The organism is Amycolatopsis melonis, from assembly GCF_040064235.1.
Lineage (GTDB): Bacteria > Actinomycetota > Actinomycetes > Mycobacteriales > Pseudonocardiaceae > Amycolatopsis > Amycolatopsis melonis.
In genome coordinates, this window is sequence record NZ_JBDZYD010000013.1 from 175,654 (window position 1) to 202,407 (window position 26,754).

The window sequence follows — 26,754 nt, forward strand, 5'->3', positions numbered from 1 at the left end:
GGAACTCAGTCGGAAGCCAGGGTTACGTCCACGACGAAACTCGCGCCGTCGCGGGCCAGCTGGACCGGGACCACTTCGCCGACGTCGTGCGCGCGGACCGCGACCGTCAGTTCCGCCGAGTCGCGGACGAGCCGGTTGCCGACCTTGGTGATCACGTCGCCCTCCTTGATGCCCGCGTTCGCGGCCGGGCCGCCGGGTGCGACGTTCTTCACCTGGGCGCCCATCGTGGACGAGCCCGCGACCGTCGAGGACGCGTTGATGCCGATGTCGGCGTGCTGGACCTTGCCGTCCTTGATCAGCGCCTTCGCGATCTTGACCGCGTAGTCGCTCGGGATGGCGAAGCCGATGCCGATGCTGCCGCCGTCCGCGCCGGACGAGCGGATCGACGAGTTGATCCCGACCAGCGCGCCGGTCGAGTCGACGAGCGCGCCGCCCGAGTTGCCGTGGTTGATCGCCGCGTCGGTCTGGATGGCCTCGTAGGTGACCGGCGGCGCACCGTTGTCGCCGCCCGCGGTGATCGGCCGGTTCAGCGCGCTGACGATGCCGGCGGTCACCGAGTTCTGCAGCGCCAGCGGCGAGCCGATCGCCATCACGGTGTCGCCGACCTGCAGGTCCGCCGACTTGCCGATCTGCAGCACGGTCGGGTTGGTGACGTTCACCTTCACGACGGCGAGGTCGGTCTTCTGGTCGGCGCCGACCAGCTTGGCTTCGGTGCGGGTGCCGTCGATGAAGACGGCGGTGACCTTGACGCCCGGGTCCGCGGCGGCCGACGCGATGACGTGCTCGTTGGTGAGGATGTAGCCCTGCGGGTCGATCATCACGCCGGAGCCCTGCTCGCCGGACTCGGCGCCGGGCTTGAAGACCTCGAGCGAGACGACGGCCGGGGCGACGCGCTTGGCGATGGCGGCGACCGAGCCCGCGGGACGTTCCTTGCCGACCTCGGCTTCGGAGATGGTGGCGGACCCGGTGAGCGCGGAGCCGGTGTCGCCGACCCACCACCCGACGAAGCCGCCGGCGGCGCCGATGAGCAGCGCGACGACGCCGAGCAGGACGAGCGCCTTGGGCTGCACGCGACGGCCGAAGAGCACCTCGGGCAGGCTGAGCAGGGCCCCGGGCGGACGGCGGGCGGGTTTTTCCTCGTCGTCGGCGGGCACGGCGGGTCCGGCGAGGACGGCCCCGGCGCCGGGGTCGCGCCAGGGGTCGCTGGTGCTGTGCCACAGCGGCGGATCGGCCTGTGCCGGCTCACCGGTGGCTTCGCGCGGCCGTTCGAGCAGCACACCTTCGGCGCCTGGCGGCCGCCGGAAGGCTTCGGCCAGCGACTCGGGCGCGGGCGGCGCGAGGTTGACGCCGTTGGTCTTCTGCGGGGTGTAGAGCTTGTCGAACGCCCCGTCGACGCCCTGCGGCCTGCCGAACACGGCGGCCTGCGCCGGATCGACGGCGGGCCGCGCGAGCGGCCGCGGACCCAGCCGGTCGGCATCACGGGCGCCGGACTGCTCGGGATTCACGTTCGGCTCGGTCATCATTCCCCGGTGCGGAAGGTCAGGTGGCTGGGCGTGACGATACCCAAGCCCGGTGCTCCGAGTCTGCCGGTCGGCCGGTGAAGTGGCTGTTGCTCCGGCGGGTCGGCGAGGGCGCGCGGCTCCGGACTTCCAGAGGGGCCGTGAATGGCACATTCACGGCCCTTGCCGCCGGCCGCCTGGGCAACCAAATGCCGGAGGCCGCCGCGAGGGATCCTCGCGGCGGCCTCCGGGAAGACGGTTCAGCGAATGCCGGCCGGCACCGCGACCGGCGTCGGGCTCGGGGACGCCGAAGTCGGCGTCGGCTGCGGCGGTACCGCCAGCTGGGCCGGGAGCAGGTTCGCCGGCTGCGGGGTGCCGCCCTCAGGACCGTCGCCGTCGGCGGAGGTGCCCACCAGGGCCAGGGCGCTCAGCACCAGCCCCGACACCACCACGCCCGCCCCTTGCGCCGCGCGGCGCTTGAACCGGCCGCCGCCCAGGACGTTCGGCGACTGGCCCAGCGGGGCCGATCTTCCCAACGGCGCCACCCCGCCCAGGACGCCCGCGTCGCGCAGGCCCGCCACCCGGTCGGGGCGCTGGACCGCGACCAGCTGGCCGTCCGCGGTGATCGCCAGATTGTCGGGGCTGCTCGGCAGCTCCGTGTGCTGGGGGATGGACTGCAGGCTCGCCAGGAAGCCCGCCGACATCGACGGCGCCGACGCGCGGCGGACCGCTTCCATCGCCTGGCGCTGGGCGCGGACCTCGGCCGCGCAGGCCGGGCAGCGCGTGATGTGCGACGCCGCGCGGTCGCGGGCGCCGTGCGAAAGCTCACCGTCGACGAACGCCACCACGACGTCCGGCAACAGGTGCGACTCGGGGAGTCCCCACCCTCGCGGAGAGGTCATACCGACACCTTCGCAGATTCCGGTGCGTAAGCGCGCCGACGCTCCAGCGAAGCGCGCAACGCCTGGCGCCCACGGTGGATCCGGCTGCGGACAGTGCCCAGCTTGACACCCAGCGTGGCGCCGATTTCCTCGTACGACAGCCCTTCGACGTCGCACAGCACCACGGCGGCGCGGAACTCCGGCGGCAGCTCGTCGAGGGCCGCCTGCAGGTCCGGGTCCAGGTGCGTGTCCGAGTAGACCTGCTCGGGGCTCGGGTCGTCGCCCACGATGCGGTCGGTGTCGTCGGGCAGGCCCTCCATCCGCACGCGGGAGCGGCGGCGGGCCATGTCCAGGAACAGGTTAGTGGTGATCCGGTGCAGCCAGCCCTCGAACGTGCCGGGCTTGTACGACGCCAGCGAGCGGAAGACCCGGATGAAGGTCTCCTGCGTCAGGTCCTCGGCGTCGTGGGTGTTGCCGGTCAGGCGGTAGGCGAGCCGGTAGACCCGGTCGCCGTGCTCGCGCACGACCTCGTCCCAGGACGGCGGCGTCCAGGCCGCTTCGTCCAGGGTCACCGGCTGAGCCCCGGCGTCGGCAACGGCGTTCTGCATCGCGGGAGCAGGCACCTCCATCTGTGTTTCTCCTGTCTGCTCCACCCAACGCGGGTCGTCGGCACGGTGTTCCCGTGTGTTCGGAATTCAGTCTGTCCGGGTTCCTTATGGTTCTAGTGAGACTGGACTGAGAGCAGGCTGAGAACTTCTCGCCGGGTGCTTACCAGGGAGCCTGCGCGGATTTATCGACAACCAGCGCTAACCTCCGTGCGTGAACACGCCCACCCCTGCGGCCGCACCGGTCGATTCCGGGTTCGTCGACGGGTACCTGCCCGACGACGAGGTGCTGTCTTCGGCGCGCGCACGGGCCGAGGACCTGGGGTGCCCGCCGCTCAGCGCGGGCGCGGGCGCGACGCTGCGCTTCCTGGCGGCGACGCTGCGCGCGAAGGCCGTGGTCGAGGTCGGCACGGGCGCGGGGGTGAGCGGGCTCAGCCTGCTGCGCGGCATGGCCCCCGACGGCGTCCTGACCTCGATCGACGTCGAGCCGGAGTACCAGCGGGCGGCCCGCGCGACGTTCCGCGAGGCCGGCTACCCACCGGGCCGGACGCGGCTGATCATCGGCCGGGCTCTGGACGTCCTGCAGCGGCTCACGCCGGGTGGGTACGACCTGGTGTTCGTCGACTCGGCGCATATCGAGTACCCCGGCTGCTACGAGCTGGGGGTGTCGCTGCTGCGCAGCGGCGGGATCATCGCGTTCCACAACGTGCTGGCGGGTGGGCGGGTGATCGACCCTGCTCATCGTGACCCGGAGACCCTTGCGCTGCGCGAGGTGGCGCGTGCGTTCCGGGAGGATCCTCGGCTGGTTCCGGCGCTGCTTCCGGTGGGGGGCGGGTTGCTGGTTGCTGCCGCGGTCTGACGCGGGTCCGGGGTGGGCTTTCTGGCGGCTGGTCGGCGTGGGTCCTGTTGGCTGTCGGGGCCCGGCTTATGCACCCAATGTGGCGTTCGGTGCATCCCACGGACCGAACGCCACATTCGTTGCGCATCGTCCCCAGCCTCTCGCGAGTCGGCCGAGCAGCAACCTCAACCCTCATCCCGGCACCGTCGGCTCGGAACTCTGCGGCAAATCCAACCCGGCGCTGCGGCCGCCCACCTGCTGATCGTCACCCAGGAACCCACCCGAATCCACAGTTATCCACAAGTCCCCCAGACTGTGGACAACTCCCGGTCGCCAGCCGGTTTCGTCGGTGGCCACCGGTAGACTGGACCGGGGTCAGCCCCCAGGGACGGGTGGGGCCTGGAGTCGCGGCGGGACGCTCTTTCCGGCCCACCGCAAAACCCGGCTCAACCAGCACTCACCAGCTCCTGACGGCCCACCCTCGCCCGCGTTCCGGCTCCCACCGCCGCGATCGCCAGCAGGAGCCACAGTGCCACCGCCGCCACCAGCCAGGGCCATCCCGCGTGGCCGTACACCCACGCCCCGGCCGCGCCGCCGATGCTGCTTCCCAGGTAGTACGACGCCGTGTACGTGCCACCCACCTGACCCCGGGCTTCCTCGGGTGCCTCCGCTGCCGCCCAGCCGTTGGCCACCGCGTGGGCTGCGAAAAATGCGCAGGTCAGCAGCAGGAAGCCCGCTATCACCAGCGGTAGTGCGTCCGGGAGGGTCAGTGCCGCGCCTGCCGCTGTCAGGACCAGGGCTCCGGTCAGCGCGCGGCGGCGGCCCAGGCGGGCGACCAGGCGGCCCGCCGCCGCCGAAGATACCGAGCCTGTTGCGTACGCCAGGAACACCAACGATGCGATTGCCGGGGACAGGTTCAGCGGGCTTCCCGTCAGGCGGAAGCCCGCCGCGTTGTACAGCGCCACGAACGAACCCATTGCCAGCAGCGCCACCGCGTACTGGGCCAGGAGGACCGGGCGGCTCAACGCCGTCAGCAGGCCTCTGGTGACCGAGCTCCCACGAGGCCGCGGGCTCGGCGGCAGGGTTGCCACCGTGACCGCCGAACACGCCGCTCCCACGCCCGCCACCACGAACAGCGCTCCGCGCCAGCCGAAGGGGCCTTCGGTGAAGCCGCTGGCCAGCCTGCCCAGCATGCCTCCGATCGTGTTGCCCGCGATCATCGCTCCGACCGCCGCCGCGACGCCCGCTCGGCCGAGCCGCTCGGCCAGGTAGGCCGCCGCCACCCCTGGGAAGCCGGCGATTGCGACGCCCTGCAGTGCGCGTACCACCAGCAGCGCCGGGTACGTCGGCATCAGCGGCACCAGCAGCCCGAACACCACCGACGCGGTCACCGACGTCAGGATCACCGGGCGGCGGCCGACCACTTCGGACAGTGCCGCGATCGGCAGGACGGCCACGGCCAGCGCGCCGGTCGCGACGCTGATCGCCAGCGCCGCGCCGCCGGGGTCCAGGTGGTACTGGGCGGCGAGCTGCGGCAACACCGGCTGCGGCGCGTAGAGCAGCGCGAAGGAGGAGATGCCGGCCGCGGCGACGGCGGTCTTGACTCGGCGCGTGGAAGTCACCCACCGAAACTAAGAAGTGCTAACCAATACGTCCAATGCGTTCGTCTGTCATGATTCATGCGATGACGTATGACTCGCTGACCGCGCAGGTCGCGCCGCACCTGCCGCTGCTGGCCGCCCTGCGGAAGACGGGGAACGTCACACGCGCGGCCGAGCTGCTCGGTGTCCCGCAGCCCACCGTGAGCCGGCGGATCGCCGCGCTCGCCGACGTGCTGGGTGCGCCCCTGACCGTGCCGGACGGCCGCGGCATCCGGCTGACGCGTGCGGCGGACCTCCTCGCCGAGGCGGCCGAACGCGGCCTGGCGACCCTCGACGCGGGCGTCCGGCTGGCGCGGGAGGAGGTCTCGCCCGAGTCGGGACACGTGGTGCTGGGCTTCCTGCACCTGCTCGGGCGGTCGCTGGTGCCGTCGCTGCTGCGCGACTACCGGGCGCGGTATCCGGGCGTGCGGTTCACGCTGGTGCAGGGCTCGCGGCAGGACATGGTCGACCGGCTGGCGGGCGGCGAGCTGGACCTCGCGCTGGTGGCGCCGCTGCCGTCCGTGCCGTCACTGGCGTCGGCGGGGCTGGTGGACGAGGAGATCCTGCTGTGCGTCCCGGCGGGCCACCCGCTGGCGGGACGGCGCTCGGTGCGGATGAGCGAGCTGGCCGGGGAGGAGTTCGTCCTGCTCGAACAGGGTTACGGCGTCCGCACGCTGACCGACGAGCTATGCGCGGCGGCGGGCTTCACGCCGCGGATCGCGTTCGAGGGACAGGAGTCGGACACCGTCCGCGGCCTGGTGGCGGCCGGGCTGGGCGTGGCGTTGCTGCCACGCTTCGGGCCGGGCCCGCCGGCGGGGGTCGCGGAGGTGCCGCTGTCGCCCCGGCCGTACCGGACGATCGGGCTGGTGTGGCGGGCCGGCGAGCCGATGACGCCCGCGGTGACGGCGTTCCGCGAGCACGTCCTGGCCACGCCCCAGCACTAGCCGCGGCTGTCGTAGGCCGCGCGTGCCGCCTCGATGTGCGGCAGGTTCTCAAGACTCCACTCGAGCAGCGGCGCGGCGGCTTCGCGCAGCGTCCGGCCCGTCGGCGTCAGCTCGTAGCTCACGTGCGGCGGCATGACGTTGCGGACCGTGCGGGTCAGGATCCCGTCCCGTTCGAGGTCGCGCAGGGTCACCGTGAGCATGCGCTGGCTGATGCCGTCGATCGCCCGCTTCAGCTCGGTGAAGCGCAGCGGCCCGTCCTTGAGCATGCGGACCACCAGCAGCGCCCACTTGTCGCCGACGATGTCGAGGACCGCCCGGGTCCGGCACACGTCCTGCACGGTTACCTCCAGAGAACCGGGGCACCGGAAAGTGCCGTATTGCCCGGTCCGGGCCTTGTGGATCACAGTGGTTACCGAATGATACCGAGGCACGGAACGGAACCGAGATGACGACATTTCTGCTGGTCCACGGCGCCTGGCACAGCGGGCAGTGCTGGGAGCGGGTGGTCCCGCTGCTGGAAGCGGACGGCCACCGGGTGCTCGCGCCGTCCCTCACCGGCTTCGGGGACAAGGCACACCTGCTCGGCCCCGAAGTCGGCCTGGACACCCACGTCGACGACGTCGCCGGGCTGATCGAAGCCGGGCAGCTCACCGACGTCGTGCTCGTCGGGCACAGCTACGGCGGGCTGGTGATCTCGGCGGTGGCCAACCGGCTGCCGGACCGGATCGCGCGGCTGGTGTTCCTCGACGCGATGGTCCCCGAAGACGGCGAAACCGCGGTCGACATCCATCCGATGACGAAGAACCTGATCGACCTCGCCGTGGACGGCTGGCGGGTGCCGCCGCTGCCGGAGCAGCCGGCGCCGGTGGGCCTGTTCGGGGTCACCGATCCCGCCGACGCCGCCTGGCTGCGCACGCTGCTGTCGGACCAGCCGGTGAACTGCTTCGTGCAACCAGTGCGGCTGGACAACCCGGCGCTGCCCGCTGTCCCGCGCCTGCACATCCACTGCGTCGGCGAACAGCCGAAGGACATCACCCGGCGTCCCGTTCCGGCCGGCGAACCGGTGCGGGAGCTGCCGACCGGGCACGACTGCATGATCACCATGCCCGCCGAGCTGGCCGGGCTGCTGACCGAGGCGGCTCAGCTCAGCGACGCCGCCAGTTCCACCAGCGTCCGGGCCGCGAAGCCGGTCGCGCCCGGGACCACCTCGTCGTAGTTCTTCTCCGAGCGGGCCGGGCCGGCGATGTCCAGGTGGGCCCACGGCAGGCCCTCGGTGAACTCGCGCAGGAACAGCGCCGCCGTGATGGCTCCCGGCCCGCCGGGGGCCTGGCGGACGTCGCCGATCTCGCCGCGGACGTTCTCCGCGTAGTCCTCCACCAGCGGCATGCGCCACCAGGCCTCGCCGACCCGCTCGCCCGCCGCCGTCACCAGCTCCGCCAGCGTGTCGTCGGTGGCGAACAGGCCACCCGTGCGCACGCCGAGCGACACCTTCATCGCGCCGGTCAGGGTGGCCGCGTCGACCACGTAGTCCGGGGTGAACCGCTTGATCCCGTACGTCAGCGCGTCCGCCAGGACCATCCGGCCCTCCGCGTCGGTGTTGCCGACCTCGGTCGTCCGGCCGCCGTAGTGGCGGACGATGTCGCCGGGCCGGTAGGACGAGCCCGAGACGTGGTTCTCCGCCGACGGCACCAGTGCCGTCACCCGCACCGGCAGCGCCAGCTCCGCGATCGCGCGGACCGCCGCGATCACCGCCGCGCCGCCTGCCATGTCCGTGCGCATCAGGTGCATGCCGTCGGCCGGCTTGATCGACAGGCCGCCGGTGTCGAACGTGATGCCCTTGCCCACCAGGAGCAGGTGGCGGGACGCGCCCGACGGCTTGTAAGCCATCTCGATCAGCCGCGGCGGGCTCGCCGAGCCGCCGCCGACCGCCAGCACGCCGCCGAAGCCCTGCGTGGCCAGCCACTTCTCGTCCCGGATCGTCACCTCGACGCGCGGGCCCGCCACCTTCGCGGCGGTGCCGGCCAGCCAGGCCGGGTTCTTGACGTTGGACGGCGTGTTCGCAAGGTCGCGGGTCAGCGCCGTCGCCGCGGCCAGCGCCGAAGCGCGGGCGACCAGCGCGGGCAGCGCCGGGTCCGCCGACACCAGCCGCAGCGTGCGCACCGACGGCTTGGGGTCCTCGCCGGTCACCTTGAACCGGTAGCCGCCGAGCAGCAGGCCCAGCGCCAGCTCGGTCACGTGCTCGCCGGACGCCTCTTCCGGCAGCTCCAGCTGCACCGCGCGGAACGCCTTGCCGCCGCGCTCGACGTCGTCGGCCAGGGTCGCGTTCACCGCACGGACCAGCGCCGCGCCGGTCCTGCGGTACTCCTTCGGCTCGCCGCCGCCGAGGCCCGCGATCCAGCGGGGACCGTCGCCGGGCACCGTCTGGACGTCGCCCGCCTTGCCGCTGATCCGGACACCCTCGATCTCCAGCGGCTCGACGTCATCGTTGTCGGGCGCGGCCACGAGCCGGACGGCCGGGACGCCGCGGCGGAGCTCGGCCGCGACCTCGATGTCGGGGAGACTAGTCGGAACGGGGGGTAGCGGATTACGCACAGTGAGCAACCTTCAGGCGCAGAGGAACCGCGACCCCGGCCTCCGCAGGGGAGACCGGGGTGCGACGGAAGGACGGTTCGGGGGGCCGGGTCAGCCGGTGACCTCCGCCAGTGCGGCGCCGAGGTCCTTCGCTTCTTCCGCGGAGAGCTCGACGACGAGTCGCCCACCACCCTCGAGCGGTACGCGCATCACGAGGCCCCGCCCCTCCTTAGTCACTTCGAGGGGACCATCTCCGGTCCGGGGCTTCATGGCCGCCATAGCGTGCTCCCTCCGTCTCAACCGGCGCGCCCGGGTCGCGCTCGCGTGAAAGCCAGCCGGGTCTGCCGTCCATTGTCCCTCATCAGCGGCCGGGCGCATCAGCGGACCGATCTTTTGCTGCCGTATCGGTGCTGGTATGCGGCCCGCGCGAAGTGGAAGACTCTCGGCCGACCGAAGTTTTCCGCGCAAGGAGAAGACGTGACCACATCCGACGTCCTGCTGACCGCCGACGCCGACGGGGTGCGCACCCTCACCCTCAACCGGCCGCAGGCGTACAACTCGCTGACCGTCGAGCTGAAGGAAGCACTGCTCGCGGCGCTGCGCGGGGCGGCGGACGACCCGGGAGTCCGCGCGGTCGTGCTGACCGGTTCGGGCAAGGCGTTCTGCGCCGGGCAGGACCTCAAGGAGCACGTCGGACTGCTCCAGGCGGGTGACCCCGCCCCGCTACACACGGTGAAGGAGCATTACAACCCGATCGTCAAGGCGATCGTGGAGATGCCGAAGCCGGTCGTCGCGGCGGTCAACGGCACCGCGGCCGGGGCAGGTGCGGCCTTCGCCTACGCCAGCGACCTGCGGATCGCCGCCGAGTCGTCGTCGTTCCTGATGGCCTTCGCCAACGTCGGGCTCGGCCCGGACAGCGGCGCGTCCTGGACGCTGCAGCGGCTGGTCGGCTACGGCCGGGCCGCCGAGCTGATGCTGCTGGCCCGCACCGTCGACGCGGCCGAGGCGCTGCGCCTCGGCCTGGTCGGCGAGGTCGTGCCGGACGAGGAGCTGCCGGCGCGCGCCCAGGCCGTCGCGGCGAAGCTCGCGGCCGGGCCGACCGTCGCCTACGCGAAGATCAAGAGCGTGCTCAACCTGGCCGCGCAGTCGACGTTCGACGAGGCCCTCGCGGCCGAGGACGCCGCCCAGACCGCGCTCGGCGCCACGGCCGACCACACCGAGGCCGTCGAGGCCTTCGTCGGCAAGCGCAAGCCGGACTTCCAGGGCAAGTAGCCGGTCTGCCGCAGCTCGTCGTGAGTGAGTAACAGTGTTAGAACACTGTTACTCACTCACGAGGCGCGGAAGCAGCCTTCGACGTGGTCGTCGACCATGCCGGTGGCCTGCATCAGCGCGTAGCAGGTCGTCGGGCCGAGGAAGACGAAGCCGCGCTTCTTCAGTTCCTTCGCCATCGCCTTGGACTCGGCGGTGATCGCCGGGACGTCGGCCATCGTCGCGGGCCGCTTGCGGGACGTCGGCGCGAACGACCACAGCAGGTCGTCCAGCGGCGTGTCCAGCGAAGCGATCGCCTGCGCGTTCTTGATCGCCGCGAGGATCTTGGCCCGGTTCCGCACGATCGACGCGTCCTGCATCAGCCGTTCGACGTCGGCGTCGCCGAACTTCGCCACCTTCGCGGGCTTGAACTGCTTGAACGCCTTCCGGAACGCTTCCCGCTTGCGCAGGATCGTGATCCACGACAGCCCCGACTGGAACGACTCGAGGCACAGCCGTTCGTAGAGCGCGTCCTGCCCGTGGACCGGCACGCCCCATTCCTCGTCGTGGTAGCGCACGTAGTCCGGGGCCGAATTGCCCCAGCTGCACCGCGGGACGCCGTCGGCGCCGAGAAGCTCACTCATCCCCACCCACCGAATAGTTCTCCGCGAACCGCGCGAACCGCCGCAGCGACTGGCGCACCCCCAGCGCGAACACCGGCCGCACGACCGGCCAGCCGAGCCTGCCCACCGGACCGAACGGCAGCCGCAGGTGCTCCGCCCAGACGAACGTCGAGCGCGTCGCGCCCTTCGGCACCACCTGGAACACGCCGGTGCCCTGCACGAAACTGCCGAGGTGCCGGACCGCGCACCGCACCGGCGGCTCCCAGCCGGTGATCTCCATGGTGTCGGTGAAGCCGATGCCTGCCACCCCGGTGAACGCCGACAGCCGCGACCCGACGCTGCGGCCGTTGCCCGCGACGACCTCGACCTCGGTGCCGAGCATCCACTCCCCCTGGCGTTCCCAGTCGGTCAGCGCGAGCCAGGTCGTCCCGGCCGGGGCGCCGACGTCGACCGACAGCACCAGGTCCGTCACTGAGTGCCCTCGGCCGTGCTCTCCCGGGCCCGCTCGCGCTCCTCCAGCTCGGCGACGCGGGCGCGCAGCTCGTCGATCTCGACGCCGAGGCGGCGCAGCACCCAGTCCACTTCGGACATCTTGTAGCCGCGCAGCACCAGCTGGAAGCGCACGTCCTGCAGGTCGGCGCCGGTGATGTCCTCCGCGGGCAGCCGCGTGGGCGAGCTGCCCGGCGGGAGCGGGGCGAGCTCCTCACCCCGGCCGAAGACCACGGCGGCGAGCAGGAACACCACGGCCGCCACCAGCAGCATGACTACGAGGTAGATCAGCGCGGTCGTCACGCGACGATCGTGGCATACCTGCCCCAGGATCGTCGCGCGAGCACGACGAGCCGGACCGAAAGCAGCACCCAGGCGATCATCAGCAGCGCGCACGGCACGCTGAGGAACAACCGCGAGATGTCGACGACGCCGGTGGCGCCGACCAGCAGGCCGACCGAGGCCAGGTTGACGCCGACGGCGAAGGCGATCAGCGCGCCGCAGAAGCGGGACAGCCGGGGCCCGTCGAGGCGGCGGCTGAGCCAGCGGGTGCCGAGCAGCGCGAGCAGGCCGACCACCGGCACGAGGAAGACCGCGCCGTGGGAGGCGTGCGCGATGACCTTGTACCACTCCGGGGTCGGCGTCGACAGCCGCGACCATTCGCCGAAGGTGAGGATCCGCGCGTAGTCCCAGGCGATCTGCATGGCGGGCACGCCGAGCACGAGCTTCCACAGCGTGCGGACGCCGCTGAGCATGCCCAGCTCGGCCTGGTAGTCGCGGGCGACGACGGCGGCCGGGCCGAAGTCGGCGACGGCGCGGCGCTCGGCTTCCTCGGTGCTCCAGCCGCCGGCGCGGTAGGCGTCGGCGGCGTCGTGCAGGCCGTCACGGGCCTCGGCCAGCAGGTCGGCCTTGAACCGGCCGCAGCCGTGCAGCCGCCGGTCGAGCTCGGCCAGGTACCCGTCGATCATGCTTCCAGCACTCCCCCGATGACCGTGGTGAACTCCCGCCACTCCGCGCGCTCGGCGGCCAGTGCCTGCTGGCCGGAGCGGGTGAGCCGGTAGGTGCGCCGCTTGCGGCCGGACACGACGTCCCACTCGCTGGCCAGCCAGCCTGCCCGCTCGAGCCGCCGCAGCGCCGGGTAGACCGTGCCGGTCGGCAGGTCGAGCGCGCCGTCGCTGCGCAGCTGGAGCGCCTCGATGATCGCGTAGCCGTGCAGTTTCCGGCCGTCGAGCACGGCCAGCAGCAACGCGTCGAGGTGTCCGCGCAAGGTGTCCGCCTTCATAGGTAAGCAGTCTACGCATCCCACCCCGGAGACGGTATTGGTCGGGCACCCCTGGCGGCACCCGGGGATTTCCCGGAGATGACCCGGATCTCATGGATTTGACGGCTACATGTAGCCAGCCTACGTATATAGTCGGGCGCCATGGACGCACTCCCGGTCGCGAGACTCCAGTTCGCGACGACGACCTCGTTCCACTTCCTGTTCGTGCTGCTCACACTGGGGCTGGTCACGCTGGTGGCCGTGATGCAGACGCGCGCGGCGGTCGGCGGCAAGCCCGAGCTGCTGCGGATGACCCGCTTCTGGGGCCGGTTGTACGTGATCAACTACGCACTGGGGATCGTCACCGGAATCGTGATGGAATTCCAGTTCGGGCTGACGTGGACCGGGCTTTCCGCATTCGCCGGTGACGTCTTCGGCGCACCGCTGGCCATCGAGACGCTGGTGGCGTTCTTCCTGGAGTCGACGTTCCTCGGCCTGTGGATCTTCGGCTTCGGGCGGATGAACAGGTGGCTGCACCTGACGCTGATCTGGCTGGTGACGCTGACCGCGTACGCGTCGGCGCTGTTCATCATGCTGGCCAACTCGTTCCTGCAGAACCCGGTCGGCAGCCACGTCGAGAACGGCACGCTGCACCTGGACGACTTCGGCGCGCTGTTCGGCAACCCGGCGCTGGCCGCGTCGCTGCCGCACGTCATCGGCGCCGCGATCGTGACCGGCGGGTTCTTCGTCGTCGGCGTCAGCGCCTGGCACTTCCTCAAGCGCACCACCGAGGTCGAGTTCTTCCGCCGGTCGATGCGCCTCGGCGTGGTCGCCGCGCTGATCGGCGCGTTCCTGGTGATCGAGCAGGGCTTCGCGCAGTTCGGCGAGCTGGCGAAGTACCAGCCGGACAAGCTGAAGACCGGCGGCGTCGGCCTGCCGCTCGGGATCATGATCATGCTCGGCTTCGTCATGTTCTTCTGCGCGGTGCTCGGCGCGGTCCTGCTCGTCCGCAACTGGATCACCCGGGCGCGGTTCCTGCACTACCTGATGGTCGCGGCGATCCCGCTGCCGTTCGCGGCGGCGATCATGGGCTGGCTGGTGCGCGAGATCGGCCGTCAGCCGTGGCTGGTCTGGGGGAAGCTGCGCACGGCCGACGCGGTCGCGGCCGTCCCCGCCGGCCAGATCCTGTTCTCCTTCATCGCCTTCACGCTGCTGTTCGCCGCGCTCGCGATCGCCGACTGGGTGCTCATGGCGCGCGTCGCCAAGCGCGGCCCGGACCCGGCCGAAGAGCCCGCCGAACTGCCTGTCCTGAGCGGAGTCTGACCGATGGTGACCTTCTGGTGGTGCGTGCTGGGCCTGCTGACCTGCGGGTACTTCGCGCTGGCCGGCTACGACTACGGCGTGGGCATGCTGCTGCCCGGCCTGGAGTCCGACGAGCGGCGGCGACGTCAGACGCTCGGCGCGCTCGGCCCGTTCTTCCTGGCCAACGAGGTGTGGCTGGTGGCCGCGGTCGGCGTGCTGTTCGGCGCGTTCCCGCACCTGGAGGGCAGGGTGTTCGCCGGCGCGTACGTCCTGGTCGTGACGCTGCTGCTCGGGCTGGTCACGTTCACGGCGTCGATGCAGCTGCGCAGCCGCCGCCCGGACGCCCGGCGCGGCGCCTGGACCGCGGGCATCGTCGGCGGCGCGCTGGTGACGGCGCTGTCGTGGGGCCTGTTCCTCGGCAACCTGGTCGTCGGGCTGCCGCTGAACGCCGACGGAACGCCGTCCGGGGACGTGCTCGCGCTGTTCAACCCGTACGCGGCGCTGTGGGGACTCGGGTTCGTCGCGTTGTTCTGCCTGCAGGGCGCGGCGTTCCTGGCCGTGCGGGCCCCGGCCGAGCTGACCGGCCGCGCGGTGCGGCTGGCGCGGGCGTTCGCGACGCCGGTCCTCGCGTTCCTCGTGATCGCGGCGGTGTGGGGCTTCTTCGCCCTCGACGACGTTTCCGTGCTGGGGCTCGGCGCGGCGGCGCTGGCATTCCTCGCCTTCGGCGTGGCCCGCTGGGCGCTGGCGGCCCGGCGGTACCGGGTCGCGCTCGTCGGCTCGATGGTGCTGTCGGCGTGCCCGGCCCTGTTCGCGGGCACGTTGCGATTCCCGGCCGTGCTGGTTTCGCCGGGCTACACGCTGACCGTCGGCCAGGCGGCGACGGCGCCGGGCACGTTCGCGGTGCTGGCCTGGTTCGCGCCGCCGGCGCTGGTGGTGCTGCTGGTGGTCCAGTGGCTGACCTGGCGCACCCACCGCCGTCCCGTCGACCAGCGCTCGCTGTTGCACTTCTGAGGGAGAAGGCCGTGCCCGCTCTGCCCGGACTCCGGCGGTACCTGGCGGTCCTGACGCTGCTGGCCGTGGCGTCCGCGCTCGCCGTGCTGCTCCAAGCCGAGGGTCTCGCGACGCTGCTCACCGGCGGTGGCGTATCGCTGTTCCTGATCTTGGCGATCGCTTCCCGCGTGGCACTTTCCCTCGGCCATTCCGTCCTGAGTGGACGGTACGCGGCCGAGGTCAAGGCGTCGCTGCGCCGCCGCCTGCTCGGCTCGCGGGCAGACCGCGCGGGCGTCGTCGCGACGCAGGTGACGCGCGGCGTCGACGCGGCCGACAGCTACCTGACCGGGTACCTGCCGTCGCTGGTGGTGTCGGCGGTGGTGCCGGTCGCGGTGATCGTGCGGCTGTTCACCACGGACCTGACGTCGGCGCTGGTCGTCACTTTCACCTTGCCGCTGATCCCGGTGTTCGCGATCCTCGTCGGCAAGCACACGGCGGCGCGGACGGCCCGGCAGTGGGGCCTGCTCACGAAGCTGGGCGGGCACTTCCTCGACGTCGTGCGCGGTCTGGGCACCCTGAAGGTGTTCGGCCGGGCGGAGGCGCAGGCACGGACGGTCCGGGCGATGGCGGACGCGCACGCCGACGCGACGCTCAGGACGTTGCGGGTGGCGTTCCTGTCGGCGCTGGTGCTGGAGCTGGTGGCGACGCTGTCGGTGGCGCTGGTGGCGGTGCCGATCGGGTTCCGCCTGCTGGCGGGTGGCCTGGACGCGCGGACGGCACTGCTGATCCTGGTCCTGGCCCCGGAGGCATACCTGCCGCTGCGGGCGGCGGGCGCGAAGTTCCACGCGGCGGCGGAAGGCCTGACGGCGTTGAACGAGGCTTTGTCGGTGCCGGTGGTTTCCCCGCGTGCGGCCACGCTCACCCGGCGCCGGGGTGCGCCTTCGCTGGTGCTGGACCGGGTTTCGGTCTGCTACGACGGCGTGCCCGCATTGTCCGAAGTGGACTTGACGGTGCCTGCTGGGTCGCGGATCGCGTTGGTGGGGCCGAGCGGATCGGGGAAGAGCACGCTGCTGGCGGTGCTGCTGGGGTTCGTGCCGCCGACGTCGGGGCGGGTACTGGTGGACGGGGTGGACCTGCGGTCGCTGGACCCGGAGTCGTGGCTGGCCGACATCGCCTGGGTCCCCCAGCGGCCGACGTTGTTCCGGGGTTCACTGGCTTCGAACATCGCGCTGGGCTTGCCGTCGGCGGACGTCGCGTCCGCGGCCCGCGCGGCAGCGTTGGATTCGGTGGCGGCGGGGCTGCCGCAGGGTTTCGACACGCCGGTGGGCGAGCTGGGCGAGGGGTTGTCGGCAGGGCAGCGGCAGCGGGTCGGCCTGGCCCGGGCACTGGCCCGGACCTCGGCGGGGTTGGTGCTGCTCGACGAGCCGACGGCCCGTCTGGATTCCCGCACGGAGGCGGCGGTGCTGTCCGCCACCCGGCGGCTGCTGCCGGACCGGACGGCGGTGCTGGTGGCGCATCGGCCCGCGATGGTGTCGCTGGCGGACCGGGTGGTGGAGCTGCGGGACGGCCGGGTTCGGACGGGGGTGGCGGCGTGAACGTGCGCTTTCCGTCCGGTACCGGCGTCTTGAATGAGTCATTCAGGACCTCCGAAGCCCTGAATGACTCATTCAAGACAGCACCATCGCCCGGCCCACGACCGCAGCTCACCCCCAGGCGGAGAGACCGGGACGTGGCCGGGACCCTGCAGCCGTTCACCGCCCCCGATCCGGCTCCTTACGTGCGGTTTCCGTCCCCGGGACGGGGGTCGCGGGATGTTGTGAATGACTCATTCACGTCGTCGGAGATCAGATTCCCGGCGGCGCGCGGCTCGGCGCGATGCCCCCAACGTGGCATTGGGTGCGTTCGCCGCGTCCTTTCGGAGGTGGCGGCGTGATGTCAAGTTCCCTGTCCACAGGCGAGCAGTTGTCCACAGATCGCCGAGCGGCCCTTTTTCCCCGGGGCCGGCGGGTAGACTGGGCCTGGGGACGCCCCCCCTGGGAGCGGCGGGGGCTGGTCTGGTGGGCTTCTGGGCGGCGCCGGCCGATCTGCACCCGGTCATCTGACGGCGACCTTCGAGCGGTATCCGGACGACATGAACGACTCTTTCCTGTCCTCAGGCGAGGTGAACGACTCGTTCATGACGTCCGGTCACCCCACGGCACAGCGACTTTGCCGGACCCCGACATGAATGAGTCATTCACGACACCGCAGCGGCGCGACCACCCGGCCCTGCAGCCCCGCTCAACCACTCACACTCTTCGGAATCACCCATGACCAGCACAAACGACTTTGCCGGAACCCTGCAGGGAAGGGTGGGGGCCGCTTCGGGGCTCTGGGCCATCTCCCCCAGGGACATTCTCCGGCTCCTGAGGGCCGCTTTCCTCGGCGCCGCAGCGGAACTTGCCGCCCTCGGTCTCATGGCCACCGCTGCCTGGCTTCTCCTGCGGGCCGCCGAACGGCCTCCGCTGGCCGCTCTCACCCTTGCCATTGTTGCCGTCCGGACGCTCGCCCTCCTCCGGGGCGGGCTCCGGTATGCCGAACGGCTTGCCGGGCACGAAGTCGTCCTTCGCTGGCTCGGTGCCCTTCGTACCCGCGTCTACCAGGCCCTCGCTCCCGGCTCCCGGTTCTCCGGCGGGGATCTCGTCACCCGGGTTGTGTCCGGTGTGGACGCTCTGCAGGATGCCGTCCTGCGGTGCCTGCTGCCTGCCGGGGTCGCCTTCCTTGTCGGGCTCGTCTCCGTCGGGGTCACCGCCACCGCGTCTCTCGCCGCCGCCGGGGTGCTCGCCGCCGGGTTGGTGACCGCCGGGGTTTTGCTGCCGTGGCTGGTCGTGCGGGTCACCGGGGAAGCGGCCCGGGCCGAAGCCCCGCAGCGGGCCGAACTTGCCGAACGGGCCGTCGAACTCGTCACCGGGCACCGGGAACTCGTTGCCGCCGGTGCGCTTGAGGAACACCGTGGCCGCGCCACCGCCGTTGTCGGCAGGCTCGCCCGCAGCGAACGGCTCGCCTCCGCGAAGACGTCGCTGGCCGGTGCCGCCGGGGTGCTCGTCCAGCTCGGCACCACCGTCGGCGTCGCCCTGCTTGCCGGGGCCTCCGTGCCGTGGACCGCCGCGCTGACCCTGGCCGCGCTGACCTGCTTCGAGGTCGTTCTTCCGCTGATCGGCGCCGCCCGGCGGGTGCCCGAAATCCGGGCCTCCGCGGCGCGGGTGCGGGCCGTGCTGAACCGGCCGGTGCCGGAGAAGGGCAGCCGCATCGCGCGTGACGGGCACTTCCGGCTCGAACGGGCGAGCCGGAAGTACCCGGGCCGCGCGCCCGCGCTGCAGGACGTCGATCTCGACCTGCCGCCCGGCAAGCGCGTCGGCATCCTCGGCCCGAGCGGCGCGGGCAAGACGACGCTGCTGCGCCTGCTCCTCGGCCTCGAAACCCCCACGTCTGGCCGCGTGACCCTCGACGGCCACCCGGTCACCGAGTACGCGGACCTGCCGTCGGTCATCTCCGGCGCCGAGGCCGACGCCCACGTCTTCCACACGACCGTCCGCGAGAACCTCCTGCTCGCGAAGCCGGACGCGACCGACGGCGAGCTGCGGGAAGCGTGCGAAACCGCCGGGTTCGACCTCGACCTCGACCGCGACACCGGCCCGGACGGCGCGGCGCTGTCCGGCGGTCAACGGCAACGGCTGGTCCTCGCCCGCGCGGTGCTGGCCGCGCCGCCGGTCCTGGTGCTCGACGAACCCGTCGAAGGCCTCGACCCCGCCCACGGCGACGCCGTCCTCGAGCGCGTGCTCGCGAAGGCGAAAGGCACCGTGCTCCTGGTCACCCACCGGCCCGAGCACGTCGCGGGCTTCGACGAGGTCCTCACCCTCGAAGACGGGCGAGCACTTCCCGCATCGGCGGCCGGTCGGCGACCCGGACGTCCGTGACGTCCGGCAGCCACTCCTCGTCGACCTGCACGAACTGCGTGAACGGCGCGTCCGCCGCGGGGACGCCGCAGCGGGCCAGCGCGGTGCCGAGGATCTGCCGGGACATCACGCCCAGCTGCCGCAGCGAGCGGTTCCGGTGCTTGCGGACCCCGAGGTTGACCTGGGCGAGCCCGTCGAGGCCGTACCGCGCCTCGGCGTCGAGCAGCAACCCGATCTCGACGCCGTACCCGGCGGCGAAGGGCACCGACTCGAGGAACTCGCGCGTGCCCGCGTACTCGCCGCCGAGGGGCTGGACCAGGCCGCCGAGGGCCGGGCGCAGCGCCGAGAGCACCGGGCGGGCGAGCAGCTCGGTGACGCGGCCGCCGCCGGTGCTCTCCAGCCGCAGCGGACGGCGGTAGAAGCCCTTGACCAGGTGCACGCCCGGTTCGGTGAGCAGCGGGCCGAGCAGTGACGGCACGAACGCCGGGTCCGGGTCGACCAGGTCCGAGTCGAGGAAGACGATCAGGTCGCCGCTGGTCGCGGCCAGCGAGCGCCACAGCACCTCGCCCTTGCCGGGCACCGGCGGCAGGTCCGGCAGGACGTCTTCGCGGCGCACGACGCGCGCGCCGGCGGCTTCGGCGGTTTCGGCGGTGGCGTCCGTGGAACCCGAGTCCACGACGACGAGCTCGTCGACAACCGAACCGACCAGCGGCCGGACCGACGCGACGACCTCGCCCACGGTCCGCTCTTCGTCCAGGGCCGGTAGCACGACCGAAACCGTCCGGTCACCCTTCGCGGCCAGGATGTCCCCGGGCGTCCATCCGGGCTCCTGCCACGTCCGCCGCTCGAACCAACTCACGAGTAACGATCGTGCCATGCTGGTGTCACCGTCACCGAGGAGGAGGACCCCTTGATCGCGCAGCTTGTCCGGTTCGTGCTGGGACCGCTGGCCAGGGCGCTGTACCGGCCCGAGGTGCACGGCGTGGAGAACGTGCCGCTCAGCGGCCCGGTCCTGCTGGCGGCCAACCACCGGGCGGCGCTCGACACCGGCGTGATCACGTTCGCGACGCCGCGGCAGGTCAAGTTCCTCGGCAAGGCCGAGTACTTCACCGGCAAGGGCCTCAAGGGCAAGCTGCTGGCCGGGTTCCTCGGCGGCCTCGGCTACGTCCCGGTCGAGCGCGGCAACGCCCAGGCGGGGCTCGCGGCCCTGGAAGCGGCCCGCAAGGTGCTCGACGCGGGCGGCGTCTTCGCGATCTACCCGGAGGGCACCCGGTCCCTGGACGGCAGGCTGCACCGCGGCCACACCGGCGTCGCGGCGCTGGCACTGGCCACCGGCGCGAAGGTGGTGCCGGTCGCGCTGACCGGCACCGAGAACCTCCAGCCGAACGGCGCGAAGATCCCGCGACTGGCGAAGATCGGCATCACGTTCGGCAAGCCGCTGGACTTCTCGCGCTACGAGGGCCAGGACTACTCGCCCGCGATCCGGCGGTCGGTCACCGACGAGGTCATGTACGCGATCCTGGAGCTCTCCGGCCAGGAGTACGTGGACACCTACCACAAGCGGCCGAACGAAGGCGCCGCCTAGTTCACGATGTTCGGCGCGTGGCCGTACCCGATCGTGCGCGATGGTGGCCTCGGCGGCCGGTAGTAGTAGCCGATCCCGTTCGCGGCGACGATCACGGACGGGCTGAGGCCCTCGGCGGTGAGCTTGCGGCGCACCAACGCCACGAGAACCGCCAAAGTCCGCTTCGCCGTAGCGGTGACATCGCCCCACACGTACGCGATGATCGCCTCGGCCGGCCGGGCCGTGCCCGCGTTCCGGACCAGGAACTCGAGCAACCGATACTCGCGCGGTGACAGCGTCAGGTCGCTCCCGGCGGCCCGGACCTGCTGCAGCGCGAAGTCCACGCGGAGCACGCCGTCGTCGTAGCTAGCGTCCGGCCGGGGCGCGCGGTGCCGCAGCACGCTGCGCATGCGGGCCAGGAGTTCCTGGATGTCGAACGGCTTGACGAGGTAGTCGTCGGCGCCGCTGTCCAGACCGCGGATCTTGTCGCTCTTCGTGCCGCGTGCCGTCGTGATGATGACCGGGACGTCGCTGATGTCCCGGAGCTTGCGCAGCAGCGCGAGGCCGTCGCAGTCGGGCAGGCCGAGGTCGAGCAGCACCAGGTTGGGACGCTTCGTCATCGCCTCGCGCAAGCCGGTCGCGCCGTCCGGGGCCACCCTGACGTCGTAGCCGCGGGACCGCAGGGCGGCGGCCAGCGCGGAGGCCACCATGTCGTGGTCCTCGACGAGCAGCACGTCGCCGCGTTCGGTCGGCCGCGGCGGGGGTGCGCTGTCCGGTGCGGCGATGCGCCGGGTTTCGATCGCGGTCGCGGCGGCGCCCTGCCCGACCAGGAACTTCAGCGCGACCTCGCGGCACTCCGCGCAGACCTTCAGCTCGCGGCCGTCCACGGCCACGGCGAAGACCGCGCCGCGCGCACAGCGCAGGCCGCCGACCTCGATCTCGCACCGGCGGGCCAGCCGCTCCCGGTCGCGCCCGGCTTCGCGTTCGCGCTCGCGGTGGGCCTTCGACCGGCACCGGTCGGAGCAGAACTTGCGGGGACGGCCCGTCTCGGTCGCCTCGGGCAGCGGGTCGCCGCACACCGTGCAGGAAGTCATCGGCCGCCCCGATCCGCCGCAACGAAACCACTTTCGTGTCGCTCCCAGGATATCGGCGCTTGGTTCGCGTCCACCGGTGCTGTTGCATGGGAAAGGACGGCCCGGCCGCCTCGCGGCAGCCGGACCCGGGGTCACGACCGCCCGTGCTTGCCGGCGTCGACGATCGTGTCTCCGACCACGATGAGTGCCCTCGCCGTGACGGCGAGGGCCTCGTCCTTTCTCAGTGGCGCCACGACGGCCTCCAGCAGCACGAGGACACGCGCACCACCCGCCAAGCCGGGCGGCTGCGTCCGCGGCACCACTTCGCGGCCCGGCGCAGCTTCGACCGGGTCGTCCGGTCCGAGGGAACGACCACTTCGCGACCTCCTCTCGACAGCGCGACCATCGCGGGCTGTCGCGACGAGCCCCGCGGCCCGAAAGCTGCGGGAGGAGGTCTTCTTTCCCAGGGACCGGAGTGTGGTGAAGCAACCGTGCCGCGCCCGGGCGGGCGCGCACAAGATCAGGCAAACAAGATAACGAGCGCCTACGGGCCCGGGGGCGCCCACTTCGGCGGCGCGGGCGGCTCGTACGTCTCGAACCGGTCCAGCAGCACCGCCGGGTCGGGGTCGGTCAGCAGCAGGTTCCGGTAGCCGTCCTTGAGGAAGCCCTCGGTCACCATGTGGTCGGCGAACGTCATCAGCGGCGCGTAGTAGCCGTCGACGTCGACCAGGCCGATCGGCTTGCCGTGCAGGCCGAGCTGGGCCCACGTCCAGACCTCGAACAGCTCCTCCAGCGTGCCCGCGCCACCGGGCAGGGCCAGGAAACCGTCGGACAGCTCGGCCATCTTCGCCTTGCGCTGGTGCATGTCGGCCACCACGTGCAGCTCGGACAGGCCCGCGTGGGCGATCTCGACCGACGACAGCGCCTCCGGGATCACGCCGATCACCTCGCCGCCCGCGGCCAGTGCCGCGTCGGCGACCACGCCCATCGTGCCGACGCTCGCGCCGCCGTACACCAGGCCGATGCCGCGCTGGGCCAGCAGCTTGCCCAGCGCCGCCGCCTGCTCGGCGTACCGCGGCGAGAACCCCATTGACGAGCCGCAGAACACGCAGATCCGGCGCATCAGTGCGTGTCCTCCCACGCCTGGTAGGACTCCTGGACCACGCGGACGGCGTCGTCGATGTCGTCGGTGACGTGCAGCAGGTCCAGGTCGTGCGGGCTGATCTTGCCCTCGGCCATGACCGAGTTCTTGATCCAGTCGTAGAGCCCGCCCCAGTAGTCGCTGCCGAACAGCACCACCGGGAACTTCGTGACCTTCTTCGTCTGCACCAGCGTCAGCGCCTCGAACAGCTCGTCGAGCGTGCCGAAGCCGCCGGGCAGGCAGATGAAGGCCTGCGAATACTTGATGAACATCGTCTTGCGGGCGAAGAAGTAGCGGAAGTTGACGCCGAGGTCGACCCACGGGTTCAGGCCCTGCTCGAACGGCAGCTCGATGCCCAGCCCGATGGAGAAGCCGCCCGCCTCGGCCGCGCCGCGGTTGACCGCCTCCATCGCGCCCGGCCCGCCGCCGGTCATCACCGCGAACCCGGCGTTGGCCAGCGCGCCGCCGATCTTGCGGCCCAGCTCGTACTCGGGGTTCTCGCGCTTGGTGCGCGCCGAGCCGAACACGGTGACCGCGCGCGGGACCTCGGCGAGCGCGCCGAAGCCCTCGACGAACTCGGCCTGGATCCGCAGCACCCGCCACGGATCGGTGTGCACCCAGTCGCTCGGGCCGCGCGAGTCCAGGAGCCGCTGGTCGGTGGTGCTGCCCTGGTCACGGCGGTCGCGGCGCAGCACGACCGGGCCCTTGTGGCGCTCTACCGGGCGTTCGGGGTACTGGCCGTCCGGCCATTCAGACTGTTCACTCACTACGCCATGCTACGGCCTCGACGCCAGCGAGAAGGCGAGCAGCGCGGTGGAGGTGAAGTCGATGGCGGGCTCGTTACTGGGCCATGAACTCAGGTCGTCGGCGTAGCGGCTTCCCTGGCCGTCGAACGATTCATACGGACGGGTGCATTCCTTCGCGCCCGCCGGGAACGGCAGATCCGCGAAGTTGCCCGCGCCGTTGGGGCCGTTGACGACCGCGCCGTAGAGCACTTTCGAAGGTCCGGCGAGGTTCGCGGCCTGGTGGTGCGGGCACTGCGGGAACGTCGTGCCGGCGCCGACCACCAGGGACACGCCCCACGCGTTGGCCCCGAGGGTGAAGTTCCGTTGCTGGACCCCGAACGCGGCATAGCGGGTGTCGCCGGTGACGCGCAGGTAGAGCCGGGCAGTCGCGGCGAAGCCGAAGCTCTTGCTGGCGGCGTCGAAGTCCGTGAGGTCGACGGCCGTCCGGAATGGACTCTTCCGCGCGTTCGCGACGCCGGTGTCCAGCTGGCGGCGCAGGTCCGCGGCGAGGTCGCGGACGCCGAGCGCGGCGCCGGGGACGCCGGTGCGCAGCAGCCCGGCGAGATCGGCGTGGGCGAGCGCGCTCGTGTCGTAGAGGTTCAGCGTGCTGGTGTCGCCGCTGCCGATGTACGCCTTCGCCCACTTCGCCGCTTCGCGGGCCCAGCCGGTGGCGCGCGGGTCGTGGAGGGCGCGGGCCGCCAGTGCGAGCTGGGTGGCGCCCAGCTCCAGGTCGTCCTGCCAGCTGGACTCGGGGTAGTAGGCGTGCGGGAACGCGGTGACCAGCTCGCCGACGCCGGTGGTCCGGGCCTGGGCGAACACCGCCGCGGCCTCGGCGAGGTAGTGCCGGGCCAGCTGCGGGTCGCGTCCGGCGTGCACCTGCGCGCCGAGCGCGAAGGCGGCGGCGACGCGGCCGGCGAGGTTCGGCGACAGCGGCGCGCCCGCCGGGGCGGCCGGGAACACCGGCCGGTACTTGACGAAGTACGCGGGATCGCCGGGCTTGACGTCGAGGGCGTCGTCGTCCTGCGGGTTGCGCCACACGTCGTGGTCGCCGAGGAAGCCGAACTGCTCGCTGCCGGTGCCGATGCCGACCTGGGCGTAGAGCGTCTTCGTCGTGCCGTCCCAGACCTTGTCGAGCCAGGCGAGGCCGAACCCGACCTCCCGCGCCAGCACGGGATCCGGGTCGTCGCGCAGGACCACGCCGAGTTCGGCCAGCGCATACGCGGTGTTGGAGGTGAACTTCACGAAGTCGCCCGCGTCGACCCAGCCGCCTTCGACGTCGACCGGCCCGCCCTGGGGCTTCAGGGGTTCGACGATCTCGTCGCCGCCTTCGCCCTTGAACTTCGGTTCGGCGTAGACGGTCGCGGTCCGGTCGGCCAGGTGCGACGGCTTGCGGTCAAGGCGGCCGGGGACGACGTCGTGGCCGTCGCGCTGAGCCTGGAAGAACTCGGTCGTGGCGCGCACGAGCGGGCGGAAGAGGCGGCGGGCGGTGTCGATCCGGAACGGCGGCGAAGTCGCGCCCGCCACCCTGATCCGATAGGTGCCCGGTTCGTCCACACTGGACAGATCGAGGTCGAACACCGCCGGGTAGCGGGCGTTCCAGGCGCCGAGGTTCGCGCCGGTGCGGCCCTGGCGGACGGTGCGGCCGTGCTCGTCGACGACGGTGAACTTCCCGGGTGCGCCGCCGAGCAGGTACGCGTGCTTCGCCTCGCCCAGCGCGTAGCCGACCTGGTCGACACGCACCTCGGCCGGCGTGGCGGCCACGGCTGGGGTGGCGGCGAGCGGGACCGCGAGCGCGGCCGCCGTCGCGAGGGGAAGCAGGCGCATGATCGGCCTCCACTTTGTTAGGAAACTTTCCTATCTAAACGCTAGCGGGACGCGGCCGCGGGCGTCAATATGTCCGTTTCCGCGGTGGCCGGGCCGATGACCTACCGTGGGGAGATGACCGAACCGCTCGGCGCGCGGATCCGGCGGTTGCGCACCGGCCGCGGCTGGACCCAGCGCGAGCTGGCCGAGCCGGGCTACGACCGGGGCTTCCTGGCCAAGGTCGAGACCGGCAGCCGGCCGCCGTCGGAGGAGATGCTGGCCTACCTGGCCGAGCGCTTCGGGCTGACCGTCGACGAGCTGCGGTACGGGCGCCCGCCGGGCGTCGCCGGCGAGCTGCGCGCCGCTCTCGACGAGGGCTACCGCGACCTGGCACAGGGCCGCGTCGCCGACGCGGAGACGCGGTTCGCGTCCGTGGCCAAGCAGGCCGCGGGCTATCACCTCGACGACGTCGAGTGCTACGCGCGGTTCTGCCTGGCCGAGGTGAAGTGGCAGCTGTTCGACGTCTCGGGCGCGCAGAAGGCGCTGGAGCACGCGGAGGAGCTGGCCGGGGCGGCGCCGCCGTGGCTGCGGGCGATGATCGTGCACCGGTGGTCGGGCTGCCGGTACCTCAGCGGCGACGCGGGCACGGCGATCGCGCGGGTCGAGGAGGCCCTGCGGATGCTGCCAGCCGACCCGGATGCCGAGTTGTGCCTGCTCAGCGCGTTGATCCACCCGCTGATGGAGACGGGCGGCCTGCGCCGGGCACAGGAGGCGGCGGTCGCGGGCCGCGGACTGGCGCGGGCGGCGACGCGCCCGGACTTCGTCGCGCGGTTCCACCGGCAGGCGGCCCAGGTGTGGCAGACGATCGGGCGCGCGGACCGGGCGGACGAGGACCTGATCGAGGCGTCCCGGCTGTTCGCGTCGGTCGGATTCGACCGCGACGCGGCCCGCTGCCGCTGGGCCCGCGGCTACCTGCTGCGGCACCTGGGCCGTCTCGACGAGGCGCGAGCCGAGCTGACGGCGGCCCGCGACCAGCTGGCGGCGATCGGCTCCGAGGAGGGCGTCGCCGGAGCGACGCTCGAACTGGCCGAAGTCCGGCTCCGCCAGGGGGCGCCCGGGGAAGCGGCGTCGCTCGTCGCCGGAGTCCGGGACCTGCTTTCCCGCGACGTCGAGTCCCTGGGCGAGGCGACGGGCCTGCGGGGCCAAATCGCCCAGGCCCAGGGCGACCTGACGGCGGCGACCCGCCTGCTGCGCGAGGCGTTCGAGATCCAGACCAGAGCATCCCTGCACGGCGCGGCCCTCTCGACGGCCCTGCGCCTCGGCGACGTCCTACGCGAACAGGGCCGGCTCGCCGAGGCCATCGAGGCCTACCAGCACGGCCTCGACTCGGCATCCACCGACACGTGATGCCCCGCCAAGCACTCGAGATGCCCGCCCAAGCACGCGTCATGCCCCACCAATCACGCGAGATGCCTGCCCAAGCACGTGTGATGCCCCGCTAATCACGCGAGATGCCCTCCAGCCCGCGGCGCGGGCGTGATCCGGGCCGGAACTCGCGTGAT

Annotated in this window: 27 protein-coding genes; 10 read left to right on the top strand and 17 right to left on the bottom strand. The window is 72.1% G+C overall.

The features are described from left to right. Positions 1-5: 5 nt before the first annotated feature. From ABJI51_RS32180 to sigE, 3 genes are all read right to left on the bottom strand, one after another. On the bottom strand, positions 6-1,523 hold the full coding sequence (locus ABJI51_RS32180; protein WP_348954816.1) for a S1C family serine protease: 1,518 nt from the start codon (positions 1,521-1,523) through the stop codon (positions 6-8). Positions 1,524-1,759: 236 nt separating this feature from the next. Next, a complete protein-coding gene (locus ABJI51_RS32185; RefSeq protein ID WP_348954817.1) occupies positions 1,760-2,401 on the bottom strand; it encodes an anti-sigma factor family protein in 642 nt (213 codons plus the stop codon). Next, complete coding sequence (gene sigE / locus ABJI51_RS32190; RefSeq protein ID WP_348954818.1) at positions 2,398-3,009, bottom strand: RNA polymerase sigma factor SigE; 612 nt, start codon at positions 3,007-3,009, stop codon at positions 2,398-2,400. The genes ABJI51_RS32185 and sigE overlap by 4 nt, the downstream gene beginning before the upstream one ends. A gap of 190 nt (positions 3,010-3,199) precedes the next feature. On the opposite strand from sigE, the gene ABJI51_RS32195 reads away from it, so the two are divergent. After that, positions 3,200-3,844, top strand: coding sequence for an O-methyltransferase (locus tag ABJI51_RS32195; RefSeq protein WP_348954819.1), 645 nt, complete (start codon positions 3,200-3,202; stop codon positions 3,842-3,844). 425 nt (positions 3,845-4,269) lie between these two features. Here ABJI51_RS32195 and ABJI51_RS32200 read toward each other — a convergent pair whose 3' ends face one another. After that, entirely contained in the window at positions 4,270-5,445 is a 1,176-nt protein-coding gene (locus ABJI51_RS32200) for an MFS transporter (protein ID WP_348954820.1), read from the bottom strand. A 62-nt stretch (positions 5,446-5,507) separates the two neighbouring features. Between ABJI51_RS32200 and ABJI51_RS32205 the strand changes: the two genes are divergently transcribed. After that, positions 5,508-6,407, top strand: coding sequence for a LysR family transcriptional regulator (locus ABJI51_RS32205; RefSeq protein WP_348954821.1), 900 nt, complete (start codon positions 5,508-5,510; stop codon positions 6,405-6,407). Here ABJI51_RS32205 and ABJI51_RS32210 read toward each other — a convergent pair. After that, a complete protein-coding gene (locus ABJI51_RS32210; RefSeq protein ID WP_348954822.1) occupies positions 6,404-6,745 on the bottom strand; it encodes a winged helix-turn-helix transcriptional regulator in 342 nt (113 codons plus the stop codon). The genes ABJI51_RS32205 and ABJI51_RS32210 overlap by 4 nt on opposite strands. A gap of 107 nt (positions 6,746-6,852) precedes the next feature. On the opposite strand from ABJI51_RS32210, the gene ABJI51_RS32215 reads away from it, so the two are divergent. After that, positions 6,853-7,623 carry an alpha/beta fold hydrolase gene (locus ABJI51_RS32215; protein WP_348954823.1) on the top strand — a complete coding sequence of 257 codons (771 nt, stop codon included), beginning with the start codon at positions 6,853-6,855 and terminating at the stop codon, positions 7,621-7,623. On the opposite strand, the gene ABJI51_RS32220 is transcribed toward ABJI51_RS32215, so the two are convergent. Together ABJI51_RS32220 and ABJI51_RS32225 are read right to left on the bottom strand one after the other, a co-directional pair. Next, positions 7,548-8,999, bottom strand: a complete 1,452-nt coding sequence (locus ABJI51_RS32220) for a leucyl aminopeptidase family protein (RefSeq protein WP_348954824.1) — start codon at positions 8,997-8,999, stop codon at positions 7,548-7,550. The two genes, ABJI51_RS32215 and ABJI51_RS32220, sit on opposite strands and share 76 nt — an antisense overlap. A gap of 90 nt (positions 9,000-9,089) precedes the next feature. Continuing rightward, positions 9,090-9,257: a DUF3117 domain-containing protein gene (locus tag ABJI51_RS32225; RefSeq protein ID WP_013222969.1), complete on the bottom strand. Its 168-nt coding sequence runs from the start codon at positions 9,255-9,257 to the stop codon at positions 9,090-9,092. Between the two features lie 198 nt (positions 9,258-9,455). Here ABJI51_RS32225 and ABJI51_RS32230 point away from each other — a divergent pair, with 198 nt between their 5' ends. Continuing rightward, positions 9,456-10,250: an enoyl-CoA hydratase-related protein gene (locus ABJI51_RS32230; RefSeq protein WP_348954825.1), complete on the top strand. Its 795-nt coding sequence runs from the start codon at positions 9,456-9,458 to the stop codon at positions 10,248-10,250. 56 nt (positions 10,251-10,306) lie between these two features. Here ABJI51_RS32230 and ABJI51_RS32235 read toward each other — a convergent pair whose 3' ends face one another. Genes ABJI51_RS32235 through ABJI51_RS32255 form a run of 5 tightly spaced genes read right to left on the bottom strand, consistent with a single transcriptional unit; the run spans position 10,307 to position 12,620 of the window. Then, positions 10,307-10,870, bottom strand: a complete 564-nt coding sequence (locus ABJI51_RS32235; RefSeq protein ID WP_348954826.1) for a DNA-3-methyladenine glycosylase I — start codon at positions 10,868-10,870, stop codon at positions 10,307-10,309. After that, on the bottom strand, positions 10,863-11,321 hold the full coding sequence (locus ABJI51_RS32240) for an SRPBCC family protein (RefSeq protein ID WP_348954827.1): 459 nt from the start codon (positions 11,319-11,321) through the stop codon (positions 10,863-10,865). The genes ABJI51_RS32235 and ABJI51_RS32240 overlap by 8 nt, the downstream gene beginning before the upstream one ends. Next, entirely contained in the window at positions 11,318-11,641 is a 324-nt protein-coding gene (locus ABJI51_RS32245) for a DivIVA domain-containing protein (RefSeq protein WP_348954828.1), read from the bottom strand. The genes ABJI51_RS32240 and ABJI51_RS32245 overlap by 4 nt, the downstream gene beginning before the upstream one ends. Then, positions 11,638-12,306: a permease prefix domain 1-containing protein gene (locus ABJI51_RS32250; RefSeq protein ID WP_348954829.1), complete on the bottom strand. Its 669-nt coding sequence runs from the start codon at positions 12,304-12,306 to the stop codon at positions 11,638-11,640. The genes ABJI51_RS32245 and ABJI51_RS32250 overlap by 4 nt, the downstream gene beginning before the upstream one ends. Next, positions 12,303-12,620 carry a helix-turn-helix transcriptional regulator gene (locus ABJI51_RS32255; protein ID WP_348954830.1) on the bottom strand — a complete coding sequence of 106 codons (318 nt, stop codon included), beginning with the start codon at positions 12,618-12,620 and terminating at the stop codon, positions 12,303-12,305. The genes ABJI51_RS32250 and ABJI51_RS32255 overlap by 4 nt, the downstream gene beginning before the upstream one ends. Before the next feature lie 141 nt (positions 12,621-12,761). Here ABJI51_RS32255 and ABJI51_RS32260 point away from each other — a divergent pair, with 141 nt between their 5' ends. The 4 genes from ABJI51_RS32260 (at position 12,762) to cydC (ending at position 18,847) form a co-directional block, all read left to right on the top strand. Then, complete coding sequence (locus tag ABJI51_RS32260) at positions 12,762-13,922, top strand: cytochrome ubiquinol oxidase subunit I (protein ID WP_348954831.1); 1,161 nt, start codon at positions 12,762-12,764, stop codon at positions 13,920-13,922. A gap of 3 nt (positions 13,923-13,925) precedes the next feature. Continuing rightward, positions 13,926-14,912 carry a cytochrome d ubiquinol oxidase subunit II gene (gene cydB / locus ABJI51_RS32265; protein ID WP_348954832.1) on the top strand — a complete coding sequence of 329 codons (987 nt, stop codon included), beginning with the start codon at positions 13,926-13,928 and terminating at the stop codon, positions 14,910-14,912. A gap of 11 nt (positions 14,913-14,923) precedes the next feature. Continuing rightward, a complete protein-coding gene (cydD, locus tag ABJI51_RS32270; protein ID WP_348954833.1) occupies positions 14,924-16,486 on the top strand; it encodes a thiol reductant ABC exporter subunit CydD in 1,563 nt (520 codons plus the stop codon). 714 nt (positions 16,487-17,200) lie between these two features. Continuing rightward, positions 17,201-18,847: a thiol reductant ABC exporter subunit CydC gene (cydC, locus tag ABJI51_RS32275; protein WP_348954834.1), complete on the top strand. Its 1,647-nt coding sequence runs from the start codon at positions 17,201-17,203 to the stop codon at positions 18,845-18,847. Here cydC and ABJI51_RS32280 read toward each other — a convergent pair. Further along, complete coding sequence (locus ABJI51_RS32280) at positions 18,783-19,685, bottom strand: glucosyl-3-phosphoglycerate synthase (protein WP_348954835.1); 903 nt, start codon at positions 19,683-19,685, stop codon at positions 18,783-18,785. The two genes, cydC and ABJI51_RS32280, sit on opposite strands and share 65 nt — an antisense overlap. 51 nt (positions 19,686-19,736) lie before the next feature. Here ABJI51_RS32280 and ABJI51_RS32285 point away from each other — a divergent pair, with 51 nt between their 5' ends. Further along, a complete protein-coding gene (locus tag ABJI51_RS32285; RefSeq protein WP_348954836.1) occupies positions 19,737-20,411 on the top strand; it encodes a lysophospholipid acyltransferase family protein in 675 nt (224 codons plus the stop codon). Here ABJI51_RS32285 and ABJI51_RS32290 read toward each other — a convergent pair. From ABJI51_RS32290 to ABJI51_RS32305, 4 genes are all read right to left on the bottom strand, one after another. Continuing rightward, entirely contained in the window at positions 20,408-21,484 is a 1,077-nt protein-coding gene (locus ABJI51_RS32290) for a response regulator (RefSeq protein WP_348954837.1), read from the bottom strand. The genes ABJI51_RS32285 and ABJI51_RS32290 overlap by 4 nt on opposite strands. A 523-nt stretch (positions 21,485-22,007) precedes the next feature. Beyond that, complete coding sequence (locus ABJI51_RS32295) at positions 22,008-22,586, bottom strand: LOG family protein (protein WP_348955013.1); 579 nt, start codon at positions 22,584-22,586, stop codon at positions 22,008-22,010. Further along, positions 22,586-23,371: an LOG family protein gene (locus tag ABJI51_RS32300; RefSeq protein WP_072474475.1), complete on the bottom strand. Its 786-nt coding sequence runs from the start codon at positions 23,369-23,371 to the stop codon at positions 22,586-22,588. The genes ABJI51_RS32295 and ABJI51_RS32300 overlap by 1 nt, the downstream gene beginning before the upstream one ends. A gap of 9 nt (positions 23,372-23,380) precedes the next feature. Further along, the gene (locus ABJI51_RS32305; RefSeq protein ID WP_348954838.1) at positions 23,381-25,213 is read right to left on the bottom strand and encodes a glycoside hydrolase family 9 protein; all 1,833 of its coding nucleotides are present in this window, start codon (positions 25,211-25,213) and stop codon (positions 23,381-23,383) included. Between the two features lie 96 nt (positions 25,214-25,309). Here ABJI51_RS32305 and ABJI51_RS32310 point away from each other — a divergent pair, with 96 nt between their 5' ends. Then, a complete protein-coding gene (locus ABJI51_RS32310; protein WP_431605682.1) occupies positions 25,310-26,599 on the top strand; it encodes a helix-turn-helix domain-containing protein in 1,290 nt (429 codons plus the stop codon). Positions 26,600-26,754 lie beyond the last annotated feature (155 nt).

What these genes read in the sequence shown, in the direction of transcription:
- ABJI51_RS32225 (WP_013222969.1), bottom strand. Translation starts at nt 9,257, where the DNA reads ATGGCGGCCATGAAGCCCCGGACCGGAGATGGTCCCCTCGAAGTGACT.
- ABJI51_RS32215 (WP_348954823.1), top strand. Translation starts at nt 6,853, where the DNA reads ATGACGACATTTCTGCTGGTCCACGGCGCCTGGCACAGCGGGCAGTGC.
- ABJI51_RS32260 (WP_348954831.1), top strand. Translation starts at nt 12,762, where the DNA reads ATGGACGCACTCCCGGTCGCGAGACTCCAGTTCGCGACGACGACCTCG.
- ABJI51_RS32235 (WP_348954826.1), bottom strand. Translation starts at nt 10,870, where the DNA reads ATGAGTGAGCTTCTCGGCGCCGACGGCGTCCCGCGGTGCAGCTGGGGC.
- ABJI51_RS32180 (WP_348954816.1), bottom strand. Translation starts at nt 1,523, where the DNA reads ATGATGACCGAGCCGAACGTGAATCCCGAGCAGTCCGGCGCCCGTGAT.
- ABJI51_RS32205 (WP_348954821.1), top strand. Translation starts at nt 5,508, where the DNA reads ATGACGTATGACTCGCTGACCGCGCAGGTCGCGCCGCACCTGCCGCTG.
- ABJI51_RS32255 (WP_348954830.1), bottom strand. Translation starts at nt 12,620, where the DNA reads ATGAAGGCGGACACCTTGCGCGGACACCTCGACGCGTTGCTGCTGGCC.
- ABJI51_RS32310 (WP_431605682.1), top strand. Translation starts at nt 25,310, where the DNA reads ATGACCTACCGTGGGGAGATGACCGAACCGCTCGGCGCGCGGATCCGG.
- sigE (WP_348954818.1), bottom strand. Translation starts at nt 3,009, where the DNA reads ATGGAGGTGCCTGCTCCCGCGATGCAGAACGCCGTTGCCGACGCCGGG.
- cydB (WP_348954832.1), top strand. Translation starts at nt 13,926, where the DNA reads ATGGTGACCTTCTGGTGGTGCGTGCTGGGCCTGCTGACCTGCGGGTAC.
- ABJI51_RS32290 (WP_348954837.1), bottom strand. Translation starts at nt 21,484, where the DNA reads ATGACTTCCTGCACGGTGTGCGGCGACCCGCTGCCCGAGGCGACCGAG.
- ABJI51_RS32295 (WP_348955013.1), bottom strand. Translation starts at nt 22,586, where the DNA reads ATGCGCCGGATCTGCGTGTTCTGCGGCTCGTCAATGGGGTTCTCGCCG.
- ABJI51_RS32305 (WP_348954838.1), bottom strand. Translation starts at nt 25,213, where the DNA reads ATGCGCCTGCTTCCCCTCGCGACGGCGGCCGCGCTCGCGGTCCCGCTC.
- ABJI51_RS32250 (WP_348954829.1), bottom strand. Translation starts at nt 12,306, where the DNA reads ATGATCGACGGGTACCTGGCCGAGCTCGACCGGCGGCTGCACGGCTGC.
- ABJI51_RS32185 (WP_348954817.1), bottom strand. Translation starts at nt 2,401, where the DNA reads ATGACCTCTCCGCGAGGGTGGGGACTCCCCGAGTCGCACCTGTTGCCG.
- cydC (WP_348954834.1), top strand. Translation starts at nt 17,201, where the DNA reads ATGACCAGCACAAACGACTTTGCCGGAACCCTGCAGGGAAGGGTGGGG.